The organism is Citricoccus sp. NR2, assembly GCF_027594385.1.
In the GTDB taxonomy this organism is placed as follows: Bacteria; Actinomycetota; Actinomycetes; order Actinomycetales; family Micrococcaceae; genus CmP2.
Genome location: NZ_CP115154.1, coordinates 2,177,898 through 2,196,414 on the forward strand (window position 1 = coordinate 2,177,898; position 18,517 = coordinate 2,196,414).

The window sequence follows — 18,517 nt, forward strand, 5'->3', positions numbered from 1 at the left end:
GCCATGCTCTTCGGGCGAAATCGCCATGTGAAAGCTGAGACGGTGTCTCTGCCTGAGAACCTGCGTCACCTGCAGGAGACGGAAGACACGGCCGAGACTCCGGCACAGGAGGGTCCGTTCGACCGCAGTACGCGTCCCGACGTCAAAGGTCTGCTCGACCTCGGTGCGCTGAAGGTTCCGGTGCGCGCCCAAGTGCCGGTGCGTCTGGACGTCGAAGAATCGAGCAAGCGGATCATCGGAGTCACGCTGACCTCGAATCAGTCGACCTTGCAGGTGCAGGCCTTCGCCGCGCCTCGAACCTCCGGACTGTGGGATGAGATCCGCGCCGAAATTGTCGAGTCCATCAAGAAGAATGACGGCGCTCAGGCCGGAGAAAAAGAGGGCCGCTTCGGCACCGAGGTGCTCGCCCGCATCCCCGCCGCCATGCCCGACGGCAAGGCCGGCTGGCGGGTGGCTCGCTTTATCGGCGTCGACGGCCCCCGCTGGTTTGTGCGCGGCGTCTTCGGCGGAAAGGCAGCCTTCAGTGACGAAGCAGCTGCTGAGCTGGAGGACATGTTCGCGCAACTGGTCGTTCATCGCGGTGAGACCCCCTTGCCGCCGCGAGAGCTGCTGCCGCTGACCCCACCGGCCAACATGAAGCCTGTACGGCGTCCGGACGCCGAAGGCGAAGCCGAGACCGTTGCCCCGAAGAGTGCGGCACCGATGCCGAAGCGCGGGCCTGAGATCACCGAGATTCGCTAGTGAGACAGGACAAGCCCCACGACGAGCGTCCTGATCAGATGCTCTCCGTGGCTGAACAATTGAGTCGGCGCGCCTCCGTCAACGATGACGGCCAGCTTGACCTGATGGCCTCGATCGGCGGCTGGCGCGGACTCGTGGAATCGGTGTTGCCTTCGGCGGTCTTCCTCGTCGCGTTTATTCTCGTCGAGGACATTTGGGCGGCTGGAATCGGCGCCACCGCCATCGCCGTGGTATTCGCCATTGCCCGGCTGATCCAACGCCAGTCACCACTGCAGGCGTTCACCGGGCTGGCCGGTGTGGTGCTGTGTGTTGCTGTCGCACTGTTCACGGGCGACGCCGAAGACTATTTCGTTCCCGGTTTCTACACCAACGCCATCTATGGTGCTGCGATGATCATCTCAATGATCGCGCGATGGCCGCTGATGGGGCTCATTTTCGGATTCCTGCGTTCTGAAGGTGTGGCCTGGCGCCAGCAACCGCGACGTAGGCGCAGCTACCAGGTGGCCACGGGGTTCATCGTTGCCATGTTCGTGGCGCGACTAGCTGTGCAATTGCCGCTGTACTTCGCTGGGGAGTTCGTCGCGTTGGGCACTGCGCGACTGCTGATGGGCATCCCGCTGTATGCGATGGCACTGTGGCTGGCTTGGATGGTGTCCCGACCCACGGCGAAGGACCAACAGGCGGCTGAAGTGGAGCAAAGCCCCTCCAGTTGACGGGTGCGAAGCCCCGAATTCTCGGGTTGGACAACTGCTAGTAGACTTGTCACTGGAACGGTGTAGGAGTGGGGGAGACACTGGGCAATGCCGTTCCTTCCGTTGTTGTGGCAGGAGAAAGTAGCGTATGACAAGCACCATCCGGTCAGCTGCCCAGGCTGACCTTCCGGAAGACCTCACAGGAGTGATAGCACCTGAGACGGTGACGGTTGAAGTCGGACCTATGGCGCATGGAGGACACTGCGTCGCACGACACGAAGGACGGGTCATTTTCGTGCGCCACGCGATCCCGGGGGAGATCGTCGTCGCACAGCTCACCGAGACCGGTGACAAGGCCCGGTATTGGCGCGGTGACGTCGTCGAGATTATCCGAGCCTCGGAATTCCGTCGCTCGCACCAGTGGAAGCTCGCGGATTCGTTGCGCGCTTACCACGCCGGCCGTCAACCCATTGGTGGGGCGGAATACGGCCACATCGTCTTGGAACATCAGCGTCGACTGAAGGCACATGTCTTCCGAGACACATTGTCGCGCATTGGCAAGCAAACGGTCGAGGCCGGGGTTAGCGGACTCGAATCCGACGAACCGACGGGTCTGCACTGGCGCACCCGCAACGCGTTCGCTGTGACCTCCAGCGGTCGCATCGCTATGCACGTGCACCGCAGCATGACGACCATTCCCGTGCGGAACATCCCGCTGGCGGTATCTGCCCTGGATGACCTGCACCTTTGGGATATTGATTTCACCGGCGCGGATCGTGTTGAGGTAGCCACCCCCTCGACGGGTGACGAAGCCCTGATCATCGTGATTCCGTCGAAGGACACAGCCGCACAAGACGCTCGGCTCAATGAGTGCATGAAGCGGTGGAAAAAACAGCTGTCCACCTATCCCGAATCCGTTTCGGCCGTGGTCGCCTTGGAATCGGAAAAACTCGGCGGCCCCATCGAATTGACCCGGTTGCGTGGACGTACCTGGGTCAAGGAAGTCGTTGCGAGTGCGAAATACGGCTCCAAGACCTTCCGCGTGAGTGGCCCCGGATTCTGGCAGGTCCACCGTGAAGCACCCGCAACGCTGGTTGACGCCGTGATGGCGGCCGCGTCGCCCCAACCAGGAGAAGTGCTTGCCGACCTCTACGCCGGAGCCGGCCTATTTTCGGCTTTCCTGGCTGACGCCGTGGGTGAAGATGGTTGTGTGTTGTCCGTCGAGGCTTCTGTTGGTGCCAGCCGCGACGCGCGCAGGAACCTGCACTCGACCCCGCAGGCCTATGTCTTGAACGGCCGCACGGACCGTGTGGTCGGCTCGTGGATCAATCGTTCCGAGGCGCCTCTCAACCGGGGCGGCTTGGACGGTCGTTCCGTGGACACGGTGGTATTGGACCCGCCACGCTCCGGCGCCGGAAAGGCAGCGGTGCAGCGGATTCATCAGCTGGCACCGACCAAGATCGTCTACGTTTCGTGCGACCCCGCATCCTTCGCCCGCGACACGCGGTGGCTGGGGGAACTTGGATGGTCGCTGGATTCAGCGGATGTCTACGATCTGTATCCCGACACACATCACATGGAGTCAGTTGCCGTGTTCACGCGCGCAGAATGACTCCAGAAACTGGTTAGAATGTTGTGGAGGCCACTGGTCTGTGTGCTCTGAGCCCACAGATCAGACGGCACCGCACCGATAACGCCGCGATTGACTCGCGCATTGCGTTGAGGGGACGTAGCGGGTCATCACGCACGTAAGGCTAAGCGCCCTGATGAGGGCGGGAAGAGGAGTCCACTGTGACGACTGTTGATAGCTTTGGTTCCAAGGGCGTCCTCGACGTCAACGGCGCCAAGTACGAGATCTTCCGGCTGAAGGAAGTGGAGGGCTATCAGACCCTTCCTTACTCCTTGAAGATTCTCCTGGAGAACCTGTTGCGCACGGAAGATGGTGCCAACGTCACCAAGGAGCAGATCCAGGCACTGGCACAGTGGAACCCGGCCGACGAGCCGAACACTGAAATCCAGTTCACCCCCGCTCGCGTGATCATGCAGGACTTCACCGGTGTGCCCTGTGTCGTCGACCTGGCGACCATGCGCGAGGCCATCGCGGATCTCGGCGGTGACCCGGAGCGAGTGAACCCGCTGGCACCGGCAGAGTTGGTCATCGACCACTCGGTCCAGATCGACAACTTTGGCACCGCTGACGCCCTTGAGCGCAACATGGAGATCGAATACGAGCGCAACGGCGAACGCTACCAGTTCCTGCGCTGGGGTCAGACCGCATTCGATGACTTCAAGGTCGTGCCTCCGGGCATGGGTATCGTCCACCAGGTCAACATCGAGTACCTGGCGCGCACCGTGATGACCCGCGAGGTCGACGGCGTGCTGCGCGCCTACCCTGACTCCTGTGTCGGCACCGACTCTCACACCACCATGGTCAACGGCCTGGGTGTTCTGGGCTGGGGTGTGGGCGGCATCGAGGCCGAGGCCGCTATGCTCGGCCAGCCGGTGTCCATGCTGATTCCTCGCGTGGTTGGCTTCAAGCTCACCGGTTCCATCCCGTCCGGCGCTACAGCCACCGACGTGGTGCTCACCATCACCGAGATGCTGCGTCAGCACGGCGTGGTCGGCAAGTTCGTCGAGTTCTACGGTGAAGGCGTTGGCTCCGTGCCGTTGGCGAACCGCGCGACCATCGGCAACATGTCGCCCGAGTTCGGTTCTACCGCCGCGATGTTCCCGATCGACGAGGTCACCCTCGACTACCTGCGCCTGACCGGACGCTCCGAAGAGAACCTGGCCTTGGTCGAGGCTTACACCAAGGAACAGGGCCTGTGGCACGATCCTTCGGTCGAGGTGAAGTACTCCGAGTACCTGGAGCTGGATCTGTCCACCGTGGTTCCGTCCATCTCGGGTCCGAAGCGTCCTCAGGACCGCATCGAGCTGTCCGACTCCAAGGAACAGTTCCGCAAGGACATCCACAACTACGCCGACACCGACGAACTGGGCGCAGGTCGTCCTTCCAAGTCGGTTGGTGTCAGCATGGAAGACGGCCGCGAGTTCGAGCTCGACCACGGTGCCGTTTCGATCGCCTCGATCACCTCCTGCACCAACACCTCCAACCCCTCCGTGATGATGGCCGCTGCTGTGCTGGCCCGCAACGCGGTGGACAAGGGCCTGAAGTCCAAGCCATGGGTGAAGACCTCGGTTGCTCCCGGTTCCCGCGTCGTTACCGAGTACTACGAGAAGTCCGGGCTCATCCCGTACCTCGAGGGCCTCGGCTTCAACGTCGTCGGCTACGGTTGCACCACCTGCATCGGCAACTCCGGTCCACTGGAGTCCGAGATTTCGCAGGCCATCCAGGACAACGACCTTTCGGTGACTTCGGTGCTCTCGGGTAACCGTAACTTCGAAGGCCGCATCAACCCGGACGTGAAGATGAACTACTTGGCGTCGCCGCCGCTAGTGGTCGCTTACGCCTTGGCTGGAACCATGGACTTCGACTTCGAGAACGATGCTCTGGGCCAGGACGCTGACGGCAACGACGTGTACCTGAAAGACATCTGGCCGGACCCGACCGAGGTGCAGAAGATCATTGATGCCTCGATCGACACCGAGATGTTCACCAAGGAATACGGGACCATCTTCGATGGCGACGAGCGCTGGCAGTCCCTGGAGACCCCCACCGGTGCGACCTTCGAGTGGGATGACCAGTCGACCTACGTGCGTAAGCCCCCATACTTCGAGGGCATGAAGCACCAGCCGGAACCTGTCACCGACATTCAGGGCGCACGCGTCCTGCTGAAGCTGGGCGACTCGGTCACCACCGACCACATCTCCCCGGCCGGTTCCTTCAAGTCGGACACTCCCGCAGGGCGCTACCTCCTGGAGAACGGTGTGGAGCGCAAGGACTTCAACTCCTACGGTTCCCGTCGTGGTAATCACGAGGTGATGATCCGCGGTACCTTCGCGAACATCCGCATCAAGAACCAGCTGCTGGACGGCGTCGAAGGTGGGTTCACCCGCGACTTCACGCAGGACGGCGCACCGCAGGCCTACGTCTACGACGCTGCTCAGAACTACCAAGCGGCCGGCACCCCGCTGGTGGTGCTCGGTGGCAAGGAATACGGTTCCGGTTCGTCGCGTGACTGGGCTGCTAAGGGTACCGCGCTGTTGGGCGTGCGCGCCGTCATCACCGAGTCGTTCGAGCGAATTCACCGATCCAACCTCATTGGTATGGGCGTGCTGCCCCTGCAGTTCCCTGCAGGAGAGAACGCCGAGTCCCTGGGTCTCGACGGTACCGAAACCTTCGACTTCACCGGTGTGACCGTGTTGAACGAGGGCAAGACGCCGAAGACCGTTAAGGTCACCGCGACGCACCCCGAGGGCAAGGTCACCGAGTTCGATGCTGTCGTCCGCATCGACACCCCCGGTGAGGCCGACTACTACCGCAACGGCGGTATCCTGCAGTACGTTCTGCGTCAGATCGCGGCTTCCTAATCGGCTGACCGACTACTGATCACCCTTCACTGAAGCGGGCCCGAGCTGAGTCTCGGGCCCGCTTCATGTTTCCCAGCTTCCACATCACCACGGCAGCTCCGATCCAGAGGATCCAACCGAGCGCTTCCACGTTCCAATTGACCCCGCCCGACTCGGCCACGGACTGGAGAATGAAGACCCTCAGGCTACTGAGTCCACCGTGGACAAAAACGGCCGGCCACACCGAGTTGGTTACGAGCCGAAGCACCACCAGCGCCGGAGCCCAGGAGAAAATCGACGCCAAATACGCGACGCCAACCTCGATCGGGGCATCCTGCAGGATTAAAGGCAATGCTGGAAGATGCCAGACGGTCCACGCCACGGCAGAAATCACGCACACCCGGGCCACCGGCAACTCCTGGGTGCGAGATACCAGCCAGCCCCGCCAGCCCCATTCTTCCCCGACCGCAAACGCCGACTGGAGCAACCAAAACGGGATCACCGCGATGAGCGCAACCACGATCGTGTCCAGCGGGCGCGGTTGCCAACCGAGGACGAGACGACGAGCAGCTGAACGGCAGAAATAGCGATCACGGCGGAGAATCCCACGAGCAATCCCCACCACGTGCCGTTCCACCGCAATGCGAATACTTTCGCGAAGGAAGCGGGCCGCCAGAACAGAAAGAAGATGAGACCGACGGCGAAAGGTGTCAGCTGCGCGACGGGAATGAGCAGCCCGGACAGCTCACCCGTGAACCATCCGAGGAGCATGGGAGACGCCACGAGTGTTGAAGCCACGGTGGCACAGAGGATGTAGGTAATGGATTCGCGTACTGGACGCGGGGATGGAATCGACGTAGTCATGATGACCTCCTGGATCCATTTGTACGCTGTACAATCTAAGGTGGGGTCTACGCTTTGGCAAGAGTCGAGGAGGCGAAACGTGACCAAACGAGGTCCACGAGGTGACTTGGATCGTGAACGGATTAAACGCGCAGCGGATGAGCTTTTGATCGAGAAGGGGCGTATCGAATCGGTGTCGTTGCGCATGATCGCTCAACGTCTGGACATTGCGGCGAACGCTATCTACACCTACTTCAAGAATCTGGGGGAGCTCTGGCATGAACTGGGTGATGATCGGCTAGGTCGTCTAGAACCTCATACGCTCGCGCGCGACTGTGCACATTGCGCCTTGCGAGAACTCATGGAACGGTCCCGACGACTCTATGCCGAGCCTGGCACGCTGGCCTTGATGTTCCATGCTCCCGTGTTGGGCCTGCACTCCTTTCAACTCAGCGAGACGGTCATGGAGCTATGCGCAGAAGCAACCATCAGTCGCCGCGACGCGCATGACGCCATCATGGGGTGGTTCTTCGGCAGTGCCGCCTTGAACAGCGGCGGTTGGGCCAGTGGGACGGATGCCCTCCTAGAGGCCGAAGCTCTACGTGAGCAGTTTCCGTTGATCGCGGCACGTGTACAGCCTGATCTTGGCATGCAGTTCACGGCCCTGCTCACAGGGTTGGGCATCAAATGCCACCACGGCACCGGGGCGACGCGTGGGGCGCCGGCCGACGGATAGACTGGACCGAACCCATCGAACAGGAGCCCCAGTGAGTATTGTCCGCACGTATCGTTTCTCTGAAGAGATCGCACGCGCTACTGATTATCGTGAAGCTTGGTACGACGAGGCTGTTGCCGAGTTCGTCGTTCACTTCGGTGCTGTGGGGCAACCGGGCACCACGAAAGTTGAGAGCAACATCGACTCGGAAGCTGGCGAAGAACTACTCGCCGGATTCTCGGCGCAGTGCATCGAGGACGGGTACCGAGAGCTCACGGAAGATGACCATCAGCTCTTGACGGTGAGCTACCGCCTCAAAGGTTCCACGCCCACATCTGTAGAAGAAACTCTGCTTCGGAAACTCGAGACCGAGATGACTCACCGTCTAGCATGGCGCGGACTGGGCGAAGTACAGGAGACCCGACCGGCCGACAACGCGGTTGAGCTGCTGATTGCGGCCGTGCACGCGCGGAAGGCCGAGGCCGAGATTCCGGCCGCCGCCAAAACGGCCGGAGTCCAGCTGTCGAAAATCACCGTAGCTCGCGGCTGAACTCAGTTACTGCCTTCTCAAAGAAAGCGACATCGCACCCCATGACCATGCAATATCGCCGCCTTGGTACTTCCGGCCTCACCGTGTCCGTCGTCGGGCTGGGATGCAATAATCTTGGGCGTCCCGGCACACACACCGAAGACCAAAACGGAACGAACGAGGTTGTCGGCGCCGCACTCGAGGCTGGGATTACCCTCTTCGACGTGGCGGACATCTATGGATCTACGCCGGGCCTCAGCGAAGAACGCTTGGGTACAGCGCTCGGGAGTCACCGTGACGACGTGGTGCTAGCCACCAAGTTCGGGATGGACATGCAGGGCAGCAACGGGCCTGACTGGGGTGCTCGAGGATCGCGCCGATACATCATCAAGGCCGTCGAAGCGTCCCTGAAGCGATTGGGGACTGACTGGATCGATCTCTACCAGTTTCACACTCCTGATCCGCAGACCCCCATTGAAGAGACTCTCTCCGCCTTGGACGCACTCGTGCAGTCCGGGAAGGTCCGCTACATCGGTCATTCGAACCGCGCCGGCTATCAAATCGCGGAAGCCGAATACGTGGCCCGCGCGCTGGGCACAGAACGTTTTATTTCGGCGCAGAACCACTACAACCTTCTGGATCGGCGAGCGGAACTTGAGGTGCTTCCGGCAGCTCGAGCATATGGACTAGGCGTGCTGCCATACTTCCCGTTGGCTAATGGCCTGCTCACGGGTAAGTACTCCCAGGGCGTTGCGCCGGAAGGCACCCGTCTCTCGCGCGTTCGCACTGAGATGGTGACCGGTGCGGACTTGGACCAGCTGGCCGCCTACGGGGAGTTCGCGCGCGTGCGAGGGTTGACGGAAGTGGACCTCGCCCTCAGTTGGCTGGCCGCACAGGAACCCGTTTCATCGGTGATCGCAGGAGCTACTCGCGTTGAACAGGTTCAGCAGAATGCGCAGGCTGTCCGCTGGGTTCCCAATGAGGATGAACGCAAGCAGCTGGACGAGCTCTTTCCGTCCCAACCAAAGGTCGCACTGTTTTGATCGCTACCACCGCTCCTGGACCCTTGATTCCGACCGGTCTGGAAATCCTGCTTCAGGCGGTCGGAGTGGCACTTGTGGTGCTGGTGATCGTAGCCGTGATTTCGCTGCTGAGATCACCGCTTGATTCCCAGCGTCGCCTGATCTGGGTGGCCACCATTTTCGTGTTGCCCTTGGTTGGGCCAGCGGTGTGGTTGTGGTGGCGGTACTGGTACTACCCCCGCCGTCGCCAGGAGCAACCAGACTGGGACCCGAATGACCGCACAAAGCGCGTCAATCTCGCGCGAAAGAGCTTTCGTGATCTGCAACGGACTTCTGACGATGAGCTTAAACGGGGTGATGCGGTTCGGCGGGAGCAGATCCGGTAGCTGAAAGAACGCGGGCTCCGACTGGAAAACTTGCCAGTCGGAGCCCGCGTCGTATCGGGAGCGTGCTATCGCTTAGTGGAACGTACGCCCATTGACTCGTTCTGAGGCGCCCGCCTGATCCAGGTAAGGCGTAATGCCGCCTAGATGCAGGGGCCAGCCAGCACCGGTGATCATGCACAGGTCGATGTCTTCTGGATCGGCGACGACGCCTTCATCCAGCATCAAGCCGATTTCCTCTGCCAGTGCATCCTGAACCCGGGTGAGCAGCTCTTCAGCGGACTGGGGGGAATCTCCGAAGCTCATGAGATCCATGGTTTCTGCAGGGATGGTCTCCGTCTTGTCGTCAGAGGAGGCATCATCCTTGGCCCAGATCGCGGTCTTCTGACCATCGATGAGTCGCTGAATATTCGGAGATACGGGGAACCGTTCATCGCCGAAGGCCGTGTTGAGTGATTCGGTGACATGCTGTGCCACGGGGAGGCCGACCATGGCCAGCAGGGTGAACGGCGTCATGGGAAGCGCCATGGGATCCAATGCGTGATCGGCGGTGTGGGCGTCGGTGCCTTCATCGAAGGAGTTCTGCACCTCGCCCATCATGCGCAACAGAATGCGGTTGACTACGAAGGCCGGTGCATCGTGGACCAACACAGCCGTCTTACGCAGTTTCTGAGCTGTGGCGAAACCGGTAGCCAAGACCTCCTCGGTTGTTTCTGGTCCACGAACCAACTCAACCAATGGCATGACGGCAACGGGGTTGAAGAAGTGGAAGCCGATCATGCGCTCCGGGTGCTCCAGAGCGGATGACATTTCGGTGATCGACAGCGACGACGTATTGGACGCCAGAATGCACTCTGGCGACACGATCGTCTCCAACTGGCGCAGCACCTTCTTCTTGAGTTCGATCTCCTCAAAGATCGCCTCGATGACGAAGTCGGCATCGGAGAAGACGTCTTGGGAAACAGACCCAGATATCAACGAGGCAAGCTGTTCGGCGTCGCTTGCAGAGATGCGACCCTTGGCCGCAAGTTTCTCGAAGTTGGCCCGCACAGCGGCCACGCCACGATTCACGCGCTCCTGATCCAGATCGGTCATCACTACTGGAACTTTCAGGTGCGTTGCGAAGACCTGGGCCAACTGACCGGCCATCAGACCAGCACCGACCACCCCGACCTTCTTGAGAGGGCGGGCCAGTTGAGGATCCGGCGCCCCAGCCGGCCGCTTGCTACGCTTCTGCACGACGTCGAGGAACGCGTAGACGGTGTTGGCGAATTCGTGACTGGCGATCAGCTTTGACAGAGCCGCGCACTGGGCCTTCGCTGATTCTTTACGGGTGGAGGTGCGGGCTGCTTCGAACAGGTCCATGACCTCGGCGGGAGCGGGAACGTAACCGCCGGTCTTCGCCTCAACAATGGCGCGTCCTTCGGCGAGGGCTCGATCCCAGGCTTCGGGGGAGAAATCATGGTCGCGATGAGAGTTTAGCGCTTCAATGGTCTCGGCGTCCTGCTGTAGCACTCGGGTGGCCCAAGCAACCGATGCGTCGAGGAACGGAGCGGTCGTGGACGGATCATCGCCGCCGTCGAAGAGCGCATCTGCTAAGCCGATTTCATATGCGGCTTTGCCGTTGAGCGTACGGTTGTTGTTCAGCGGATTCTTGATCATGACGGTGAGCGCGTTCTCCGGACCCAATAAATACGGTGTCTGGAAGACGCCTCCCCAGCCGGGGACGAGGCCTAGGTATGCCTCCGGCAGCCCCAGTGCCTTGGCGTGCGTGGAAACGGTGCGATACTGGCAGGCCAGAGCAATTTCCAGGCCGCCGCCGAGAGCCAGACCATTGATGAAAGCGAAGGTGGGAACCGGAAAGTCCAGCAGGCCGTCGTAGGCCGCGTGGCCTAGCTCCGCCATGGCTTCGCCGAGCTTGGGGTCCGAGACGGACTTCATGCTTCCGAGGTCGGCCCCGGCGACCAGGAATCCCGGCTTTCCAATCAGTGCCAGGGCGACGATTTCTCCGGCACGGGCTCGTTCTGCCTGAGCATCGACGGCGCGCCCGAATTCGATCAAGGTCCCGGGACCGAGGGTGGTGGGCCGCTTGGGGCCAGCGTTATTGTCCAGGGTGATGAGGGCCAGTCGGCCGAGGTTCTCGGGGAGCTCGATGTCCGTGACGACGGAGTGGGTGATGATCTCGTCGGCGAATTCTGCCGCGACATACTCGAATTCGCTGAACCGGTCTGTGTTCTCGGTGGGCATGCTTCTCCCTTGCGCATCAATCGATGGTGAAGTGTACTCGTCAGTACGACGTGCACCTTCCACCGTATCGCAAAGTTCTGTGTTCTTAGACACAACGAGACGAGCGTGGGCAGGGTGCGAGGAAAATCAGTCGAGTGGATCTGGGTCGAGTAGTGCCACCGTCAGGATGGGGGAGACGATCTCCACCTGCCAATTTCGCGCGCCTAACTCAACGAGATGATGACGCACTGAATCGGGTGTGATGTTGGCCGGGGGCCGCCAGCAGATTTCTTTGAGAGTCGCTGGGGTAAGGAGGTTCTCCGTCGGCATGTTGTTCGCTTCGGCAGCCCTCCCGATCCATGAGCGCGCTGTCTGCAAACGTCGTGCGGCCAACGGGTCTCGATCCGACCAAGCGCGTGGGGGAGGCGGCGTGGTTGAATGGACGCGCAATGCGGGCAATTCGTCGGGCTGTTCGGCCTGCCGCTGTCCTTCGCGAATTGCGCGCAACCATCGCGGGGCTTCTTTGGATGCGGCACGTCCCACGAACGCCGGAAGTTTGAGCAACTGCGGGACTGTCGTCGGCTCTGCGGTAGCTGCGGCAATGATGGCTTGGTCTTTGATGAGACGTGACGGAGCGACGTCACGGGATTCAGCGAGATTTTCGCGAGCAGTCCAGAGGGAACGGACAATGGCGAGTTTTTCCGGTGTGCGAATCGAGGAGATTCCAGAGGTCCTGCGCCAAGGATCCTTCCGGGGCTCCGGCAGTGGGCGCTTCCGAATAGCGGCAAACTCTTCCTCGGCAATAGCGAGTTTGTCTTGCTGAGTTAGTTCTTCGACCATGGCGGCACGGAGCTCGACGAGGAACTCAACATCTAGCGCAGCATAGTCGCGCAGATCAGCTGGTAGTGGACGGACCGACCAATCCGCGGCCGAGTGTTCTTTGGCCAAGGTCAGGTTGAGCTTGTTCTCCAAGAGTGCCGCGAGCCCCACGCGGGGGAATCCTGCCAGGCGACCGGCCAGCTCGGTATCGAAGAGTCGGTCGGGCCACATCCCGACTTCTGCGAGGCAGGGGAGATCTTGTGTTGCGGCATGAAGGATCCATTCAACGCCACGCAACGCATCATGGATGATGCGCAGATCAGAGAAGGCCTCGGGATCGATGAGCCACAACCCGGAACCCTCGCGTTTGATCTGAATGAGGAACGCCCGTTGGCCGTATCGGAAACCTGATGCTCGCTCGGCGTCGATGGCGACCGGGCCGTGCCCGGCTGCCAGGTCTTGGGCACAACGTTCTAATTCAGAAAAAGTATCGGTAATAAAGGGGGTGCCACTTTTTGGCCGGGTGACCAGTTCAGGTTTCGGTGCTGCTTCTGAGGTGGCGGTGTTGTCGTTGCGAGACGAAATGATTCAGGTCCTTCGGATACGTGGCATTGCGGTGACCCCCTCAGGCACCGGTGGCAATCCGGCGAAGGCGCAGACCATATCGGCCCAGGCTTCGAGATGATCCTGAGCTTCCGGGCTCCCGGGTGTCCAGGAAGCGCGGAGCTCAATATCAATGGTATCTGGCTGAGTGGCTAGCCCGCCAAAGCTCTCGGAGAGCACGCGAGTGGCCGTCCCGCCAGCGTGATCGTAGTCGGCTTGGTGATTTTCCAATGCTTCGACTAGCCACGTCCAGGCCACAGCTCCCACCATCGGGTCGGTGCCGACATCCGACTCCAGCGAGGCGCGGATGTAGGTGACCACACGGAACGCTCCCTGCCAGACCTCTGAGCCAGCTGGATCGTAAAGCAGAATGAACCGTCCGGTGGCGAGTTCGGGGCCGCCGATCGTTTCGAAAACTTGGGCACCGAGGGCGACCGCGTAGGGTGCCAACCGTTTGGGTGCTGGGATCTCGTGCAACACCACTTCATTGCGGATGCTGGCTTGACGGATTCCGCGGAGTGCTCGCCGGAAGGGCTCGGGCAGGTCCGCAACGCTCGGTGTGAAGGACTTGATCACGGTCACATCTCGAGGTTAAACCCCTAGTTGAAGGATTCCGGTGCGGCGCGCCGCACCGACGTCCTCCTGAGTGTTTAAGAAATCTGGCTATCAGTGTTTCCTCGGGCGGATGTAGCTGGCTCCAGACGAAGGGACACTGAATTGATGCAATAGCGCAGATCCGTCGGGGTGGGGAACCCTTCGCCCTGGAAAACGTGTCCCATATGCGAAGCACAGTTCGCGCAACGCACCTCGATGCGACGCATCCCTAAACTGGAATCCTCGATGTACTCGACGCGGTCTTCGGCCAAGGGGGCAAAGAACGACGGCCAACCACATTGGGCATCGAACTTTTCCTGCGATCGGAACAACTCAGCGCCGCAGGCTCGGCAGGCGTAGACCCCCTCGGTTTCTTCATCCCAGTACTCGCCGGTGAAGGGACGCTCGGTTCCGGCTTGACGCAAGACGCTGTACTCGGCGGGGCTTAGTCGCTGGCGCCATTCCTCATCGGAGACGTGTCGAAGGTCTGCTGGGGTGTCTGAATCATTGCTCACACCTGAACAACGATGAATCCGGTGAATTTGTTCCGTGGGTCATGTGTTGATGGTGTGAAAGGTCGGGCCTGGAAAAATTGGTACGGGATGCAGAGAATGATGGGTATGGGTCAGAAGGGTCAACCGAAGGTGACGAAACTGTTGAGTGGAAGAAGCGCTCGGAAAGTCGCCCGTCATATGGGTCGCACCGTTGAAGAGGTTGCGCCGGTGTTGAGGTGGTCGACTACAGCGGCGACGGCCGGTGTCGTGGTGGGGTCTTTGGTAGCCGGAACGATCTCTGGGCTGGCCTCGGTCTTCGCTCGAACCGTGGTCACCCCGGTCAAAAATCACGCCGAGGACTTGGAGATTCTGGCCGTTGTCAGCGTGAAGAACGTGGCGCACAGCCAGGAGATCATCCTGCCCGCGACGGAGGAGACCACCGTCCCCGGAACCTATTCCTTGGTGTTCGACGGCGGCCGCGGTGTGGCTCGCATTGGTCGCATCACCAGCTTTGATCCCGCGGATGGAACCGTGCAACGCGTGGTTGAAGAGGTCTACAGCGGCGACTTGGCCAACGCTTTGCGAGGCCGGTGGACAGGCTTCATTTACCCGACCCCCGCCGATATGGGATTCGACGCCGAAGACGTCGCCATCCCGGTGGAACGTGGCTCGGCGCCGGCATGGTTGGTCCGCCCGGAAGCTGGTGGGCGACATGTACATGAAGACCAGGTCAGCGTGAGTGCAAACACCTGGGCAATCATGGTGCATGGGCGTGGGGCACGACGTCCCGAGGGCATTCGCGCCATTGCTACGGCACGCGCCATGGGAATGACCTCACTGTTGATCTCTTACCGTAATGATGGAGAAGCTCCGTCGGCGGACGACGGCAAGTATGGTTTGGGCGCCACTGAATGGCGGGATGTGGAAGCCGCTATCCAGTATGCGCTGGACCACGGCGCCGACGAGATCGTACTTTTCGGCTGGTCTATGGGTGCCGCCGTTTGTCTGCAACTGACCGACCGCTCGAAACTCGCTCCGCGCGTAGCCGCGCTGGTGTTGTCTGGTCCGGTGATCAATTGGATTGACGTTCTGGCTCATCAAGCCCGGCTGAATCGGCTACCGGAGGCGGTGGGTCGACTGGGGCAGTATATGATCACCTCTCGTGCCGGCCGCCGCATCACGGGATTGGCGGCGCCGGTGGATCTCAAAACCATGGACTGGGTATCACGGGCTGATCAGCTGCGCGTTCCCACCCTGATCCTTCATTCAGAGGACGACACCTATGTACCTGTCGGTCCCAGCCTGCAGCTGGCACAGAAGAATCCAAGCCTGGTGACTTTTGTTCGATTCACTCAGGCTCGCCACACTCGCGAATGGAACGTGGACCCGGAACGCTGGGACACCGCTGTACGTGTATGGCTCAAGTCCACGTTCTCATCTCCGCGGCCAGGAATGCAGGCACTTGAAGTAGCGCAGGACGCTCCGGTCTAATCGAGCAGACCTCGGCGGGACAGCAGCGGCTCTACTTCGGCATCCCGCCCGCGGAACTGACGATACGATTCGAGCGGATCCCGCACACTGCCTCGAGAGAGTAGCTCGTTTCGGAAATGATCCCCGTTGTCTCTGCATAGGCCCCCGTTGGTGTTGAACCAACCCACTGCATCGGCATCCAGCACTTCTGCCCAGAGATAGGAGTAGTAGCCAGCCGCATATCCGCCTCCGCCAGCGAAAATGTGCTTGAAATAGCTGCTTCGATAGCGCGGGGCGACGAGCGAATCGTCGATTCCTCGCGATGCCAGGGCTTTCTTCTCAAAGGCTTCCGGGTCTGGGATGACCTCATCGGGGCCGATGCTGTGCCACGCCAAATCCACAATGACGGCGGCGAGATACTCCGAGGTCCGTAGGCCCTCACCCCACAGTGCGGCGTCGTCGAGCGCGTTCAAGATGTCCTGGCTCAGTGGTGCGCCGGTATCAACGTCGAGAGCATAACCGCTGAGCAGCTCGGGATGCTGGATCCACATTTCGTTGACCTGTGAGGGGAACTCGACGAAATCTCGAGGCACTTGGGTCGCAGAGAGCGAAGCGAACCTTGCCCGTCCAAAGAGTCCGTGGAGCGCGTGTCCGAACTCGTGAAAGAGGGTGGTGACCTCATCGAGGGTGAGTAACGTCGGATCACCGGCGTGAGGTCGGGCAATGTTGAGGTTATTAACGACGATCGGTTGCTCGGAGAATTCCGTCGACCCGACACGGATGGAATTCATCCATGCGCCACCGGATTTCGTGGGGCGGGTGTAGAAGTCGCCGAGGAACAGTCCGATTGCGGTTCCATCGTGGTCGAATACCTCCCACACACGGGCGTCGGGAAGATATCCGTGGAGGTCGGATCGCTCCTGAAAAGTGATTCCGTAGAGACGATGAGCAGCCTCAAAAACTCCGTGCTTCAGTACTCGATCCAGCTCGAAATGGCGACGTAGCCGCTCGGTGCTCACGGAGAAACACTCATCAGCGTGCTGTTCGGAATAGAACGGGACGTCCCAATGCTCAAGTTCGAATCCTGCACGCTGCTGGAGAATGTCGCGTTCGGTGCGGGCATTCCTCATGGCCGGTTCCAGCGCCCTCTCGATCAGGGACCAGACTGCTTCCACAGTGGGAGCAGTACGGTCTTCCAGCGCATACTCTGCGAAGTTCTTGAATCCCAAAAGTTCAGCCTTGCGTGCACGGAGTCCTGCTTGCTGGCGAGCGAAGGAGAGCGTTTCGTGTTCACCCGCGGTGCCGCGATTCCATGCTGCTTCGTAAAGACGGCGACGAGTTTCGCGATCTTCCAGTCGAGCGAGCAGCGGCTGGGAGGTGAACATCGAGAGTTCGAGGAGCCAACCGCTCGAGTGCCCAGCTTGTTGGGCTGCTTCGGCCGCGGCATCCTTCTCTTGCTGAGAGAGACCAGCCAGGGAATCCTCTTGTTCGACCAGAAGGGCTTGCGCAGTGTTTCCCGCAATCATGGCTTGCGAGTATGCGGCGCCAATCCGAGCCAGCTGCGTGTTGATGTCAGCGAGCGTGACCCTGTTGGTCTTGGTCAGCTCGGCGCCATGGAGTCGGAATTGGCGCAAAACGTGGTCTGCAAGGGAGCGCTCTTCTCCATCCAGCTGGTCGATGTCTACGCCGTTCATCCGGCGATATAGCTCTTCGTTCAGGTAGAGAGCGTCCCAGTGTCCGGCCAACGTCGGCTCGATCACGGCGGCGATCTCACTACGAGCGGCGGTGCGATCCGCGGGGAGCACCGTAAAGAACACCGCGCTGACCCACCGCAAAAGCTGTCCGGAACGCTCCCACGCGACGAAGGTGTTCTCAAACGTGGCCGGGGACGGGGACGCGGTGATTTTTCGGATCTCCCGCTGATGCTCATCGAGGGCTTCACGGAAGGCTGGGAGAAAATCCTGATCGCTGATGGCGCGAAAATCGGGGAGGCCGTAGGGCAACTCAGACTGCTGTAGCAGGGGGTTCGACATGACCATACTGTTTCGTGTGGATGGGATCACCGTCAATAGTCCTCTCAGGCACTAGACTGGAATCCAGATTCTGCACGAACGGTCGGCACGGGACTTCCGGCGTCGGCGGCATAAAGGAGCGTAGATGGCTGGGCATTCCAAATGGGCCACGACCAAGCACAAAAAGGCTGCAATTGACGCTAAGCGGGCTAAGGCTTTCGCTAAGTACATCAAAGCGATCGAGGTGGCGGCACGCGCCGGCGGTGCTGATATTGCTGGTAACCCAGCCCTGGACCTGGCTATCAATAAGGCCAAGAAGCAGTCCGTTCCCAACGACAATATTGACCGTGCGGTGAAGCGCGGTGCGGGTCTAACCGGTGAGGTCATCGACTACACCGAGATCATCTACGAAGTGCGTGGACCCAACGGGTCTGCCTTGATGGTCGAGTGTTTGACCGACAACAAAAACCGGGCTGCCTCCGATGTACGCGTTGCGGTGACGCGCAATGGTGGCACCATCGCCGACCCTGGGTCGGTGGCATTCCTCTTCAATCGGCAGGGCGTGGTTCGCCTGCCCGCTGAAGGCAAGACCGAGGATGACATCCTGATGGCGGTCCTGGAAGCAGGCGCCGAAGAGGTCGTCGAGTCGGGTGGCAACTTCGAGATCATGTCGGATCCCTCAGATCTGCGTGCCGTAGCGGAAGCCCTGGATGCCGCAGACATTCACTACGACACGGATGAAGTGGAATTCGTACCTACCATGCATGTCGAGCTGGATGCCTCGGATGCTCGCACGTTCCTCAAGCTGGCGGATGCCCTCGAGGATCTGGACGACGTCCAGAGCGTGTACGACAACGTTGACCTGAGCCCCGAGGTCATGGCGGAGCTCGAGAAGGACGACTGA

At 60.7% G+C, this 18,517-nt stretch carries 17 protein-coding genes; 10 read left to right on the forward strand and 7 right to left on the reverse strand.

The features are described 5' to 3' along the window. Nucleotides 1-42 precede the first annotated feature (42 nt). From O1A05_RS10200 to acnA, 4 genes are all read left to right on the forward strand, one after another. Complete coding sequence (locus O1A05_RS10200) at nucleotides 43-741, forward strand: DUF3710 domain-containing protein (protein WP_270105104.1); 699 nt, start codon at nucleotides 43-45, stop codon at nucleotides 739-741. Beyond that, on the forward strand, nucleotides 741-1,454 hold the full coding sequence (locus tag O1A05_RS10205) for a DUF3159 domain-containing protein (protein WP_270105105.1): 714 nt from the start codon (nucleotides 741-743) through the stop codon (nucleotides 1,452-1,454). The genes O1A05_RS10200 and O1A05_RS10205 overlap by 1 nt, the downstream gene beginning before the upstream one ends. Nucleotides 1,455-1,677: 223 nt before the next feature. After that, on the forward strand, nucleotides 1,678-3,045 hold the full coding sequence (locus O1A05_RS10210; protein ID WP_333482014.1) for a class I SAM-dependent RNA methyltransferase: 1,368 nt from the start codon (nucleotides 1,678-1,680) through the stop codon (nucleotides 3,043-3,045). Nucleotides 3,046-3,224: 179 nt separating this feature from the next. Then, a complete protein-coding gene (gene acnA / locus O1A05_RS10215; RefSeq protein ID WP_270105107.1) occupies nucleotides 3,225-5,924 on the forward strand; it encodes an aconitate hydratase AcnA in 2,700 nt (899 codons plus the stop codon). 19 nt (nucleotides 5,925-5,943) lie between these two features. Here the strand turns inward: acnA and O1A05_RS10220 are convergent, their stop codons facing one another. Both O1A05_RS10220 and O1A05_RS10225 read right to left on the reverse strand, forming a co-directional pair. Beyond that, complete coding sequence (locus O1A05_RS10220; RefSeq protein ID WP_270105108.1) at nucleotides 5,944-6,423, reverse strand: CPBP family intramembrane glutamic endopeptidase; 480 nt, start codon at nucleotides 6,421-6,423, stop codon at nucleotides 5,944-5,946. Further along, on the reverse strand, nucleotides 6,402-6,767 hold the full coding sequence (locus O1A05_RS10225) for a hypothetical protein (protein WP_270105109.1): 366 nt from the start codon (nucleotides 6,765-6,767) through the stop codon (nucleotides 6,402-6,404). The genes O1A05_RS10220 and O1A05_RS10225 overlap by 22 nt, the downstream gene beginning before the upstream one ends. A gap of 106 nt (nucleotides 6,768-6,873) precedes the next feature. On the opposite strand from O1A05_RS10225, the gene O1A05_RS10230 reads away from it, so the two are divergent. The 4 genes from O1A05_RS10230 to O1A05_RS10245 are packed head-to-tail and all read left to right on the forward strand — an operon-like array spanning nucleotide 6,874 to nucleotide 9,398. Further along, nucleotides 6,874-7,482 carry a TetR/AcrR family transcriptional regulator gene (locus O1A05_RS10230; protein ID WP_270105110.1) on the forward strand — a complete coding sequence of 203 codons (609 nt, stop codon included), beginning with the start codon at nucleotides 6,874-6,876 and terminating at the stop codon, nucleotides 7,480-7,482. Nucleotides 7,483-7,513: 31 nt separating this feature from the next. Beyond that, nucleotides 7,514-8,011, forward strand: a complete 498-nt coding sequence (locus tag O1A05_RS10235) for a hypothetical protein (protein WP_270105111.1) — start codon at nucleotides 7,514-7,516, stop codon at nucleotides 8,009-8,011. Nucleotides 8,012-8,058: 47 nt separating this feature from the next. Next, nucleotides 8,059-9,033, forward strand: a complete 975-nt coding sequence (locus O1A05_RS10240; protein WP_442867686.1) for an aldo/keto reductase — start codon at nucleotides 8,059-8,061, stop codon at nucleotides 9,031-9,033. After that, on the forward strand, nucleotides 9,030-9,398 hold the full coding sequence (locus O1A05_RS10245; protein WP_270105113.1) for a PLD nuclease N-terminal domain-containing protein: 369 nt from the start codon (nucleotides 9,030-9,032) through the stop codon (nucleotides 9,396-9,398). Before O1A05_RS10240 ends, O1A05_RS10245 begins: the two co-directional genes overlap by 4 nt. 72 nt (nucleotides 9,399-9,470) lie before the next feature. Here O1A05_RS10245 and O1A05_RS10250 read toward each other — a convergent pair whose 3' ends face one another. The 4 genes from O1A05_RS10250 to msrB all read right to left on the reverse strand — a co-directional run bounded on the left by O1A05_RS10250 (nucleotide 9,471) and on the right by msrB (nucleotide 14,152). Then, complete coding sequence (locus tag O1A05_RS10250; RefSeq protein ID WP_270105114.1) at nucleotides 9,471-11,642, reverse strand: 3-hydroxyacyl-CoA dehydrogenase NAD-binding domain-containing protein; 2,172 nt, start codon at nucleotides 11,640-11,642, stop codon at nucleotides 9,471-9,473. Nucleotides 11,643-11,768: 126 nt separating this feature from the next. After that, nucleotides 11,769-13,028, reverse strand: coding sequence for an HRDC domain-containing protein (locus O1A05_RS10255; protein WP_333482015.1), 1,260 nt, complete (start codon nucleotides 13,026-13,028; stop codon nucleotides 11,769-11,771). Further along, nucleotides 13,029-13,625: a DUF3000 domain-containing protein gene (locus O1A05_RS10260; RefSeq protein WP_270105115.1), complete on the reverse strand. Its 597-nt coding sequence runs from the start codon at nucleotides 13,623-13,625 to the stop codon at nucleotides 13,029-13,031. A 68-nt stretch (nucleotides 13,626-13,693) separates the two neighbouring features. Next, nucleotides 13,694-14,152, reverse strand: a complete 459-nt coding sequence (gene msrB / locus O1A05_RS10265) for a peptide-methionine (R)-S-oxide reductase MsrB (protein ID WP_270105116.1) — start codon at nucleotides 14,150-14,152, stop codon at nucleotides 13,694-13,696. 177 nt (nucleotides 14,153-14,329) lie between these two features. Between msrB and O1A05_RS10270 the strand changes: the two genes are divergently transcribed. Then, a complete protein-coding gene (locus tag O1A05_RS10270; RefSeq protein WP_270105117.1) occupies nucleotides 14,330-15,622 on the forward strand; it encodes an alpha/beta hydrolase family protein in 1,293 nt (430 codons plus the stop codon). Here the strand turns inward: O1A05_RS10270 and O1A05_RS10275 are convergent. Beyond that, nucleotides 15,619-17,634 (reverse strand): M3 family metallopeptidase, encoded by a 2,016-nt coding sequence (locus O1A05_RS10275; RefSeq protein WP_270105118.1) that lies wholly within the window; start codon nucleotides 17,632-17,634, stop codon nucleotides 15,619-15,621. The two genes, O1A05_RS10270 and O1A05_RS10275, sit on opposite strands and share 4 nt — an antisense overlap. 124 nt (nucleotides 17,635-17,758) lie before the next feature. Here O1A05_RS10275 and O1A05_RS10280 point away from each other — a divergent pair, with 124 nt between their 5' ends. Beyond that, complete coding sequence (locus tag O1A05_RS10280) at nucleotides 17,759-18,517, forward strand: YebC/PmpR family DNA-binding transcriptional regulator (RefSeq protein ID WP_270105119.1); 759 nt, start codon at nucleotides 17,759-17,761, stop codon at nucleotides 18,515-18,517.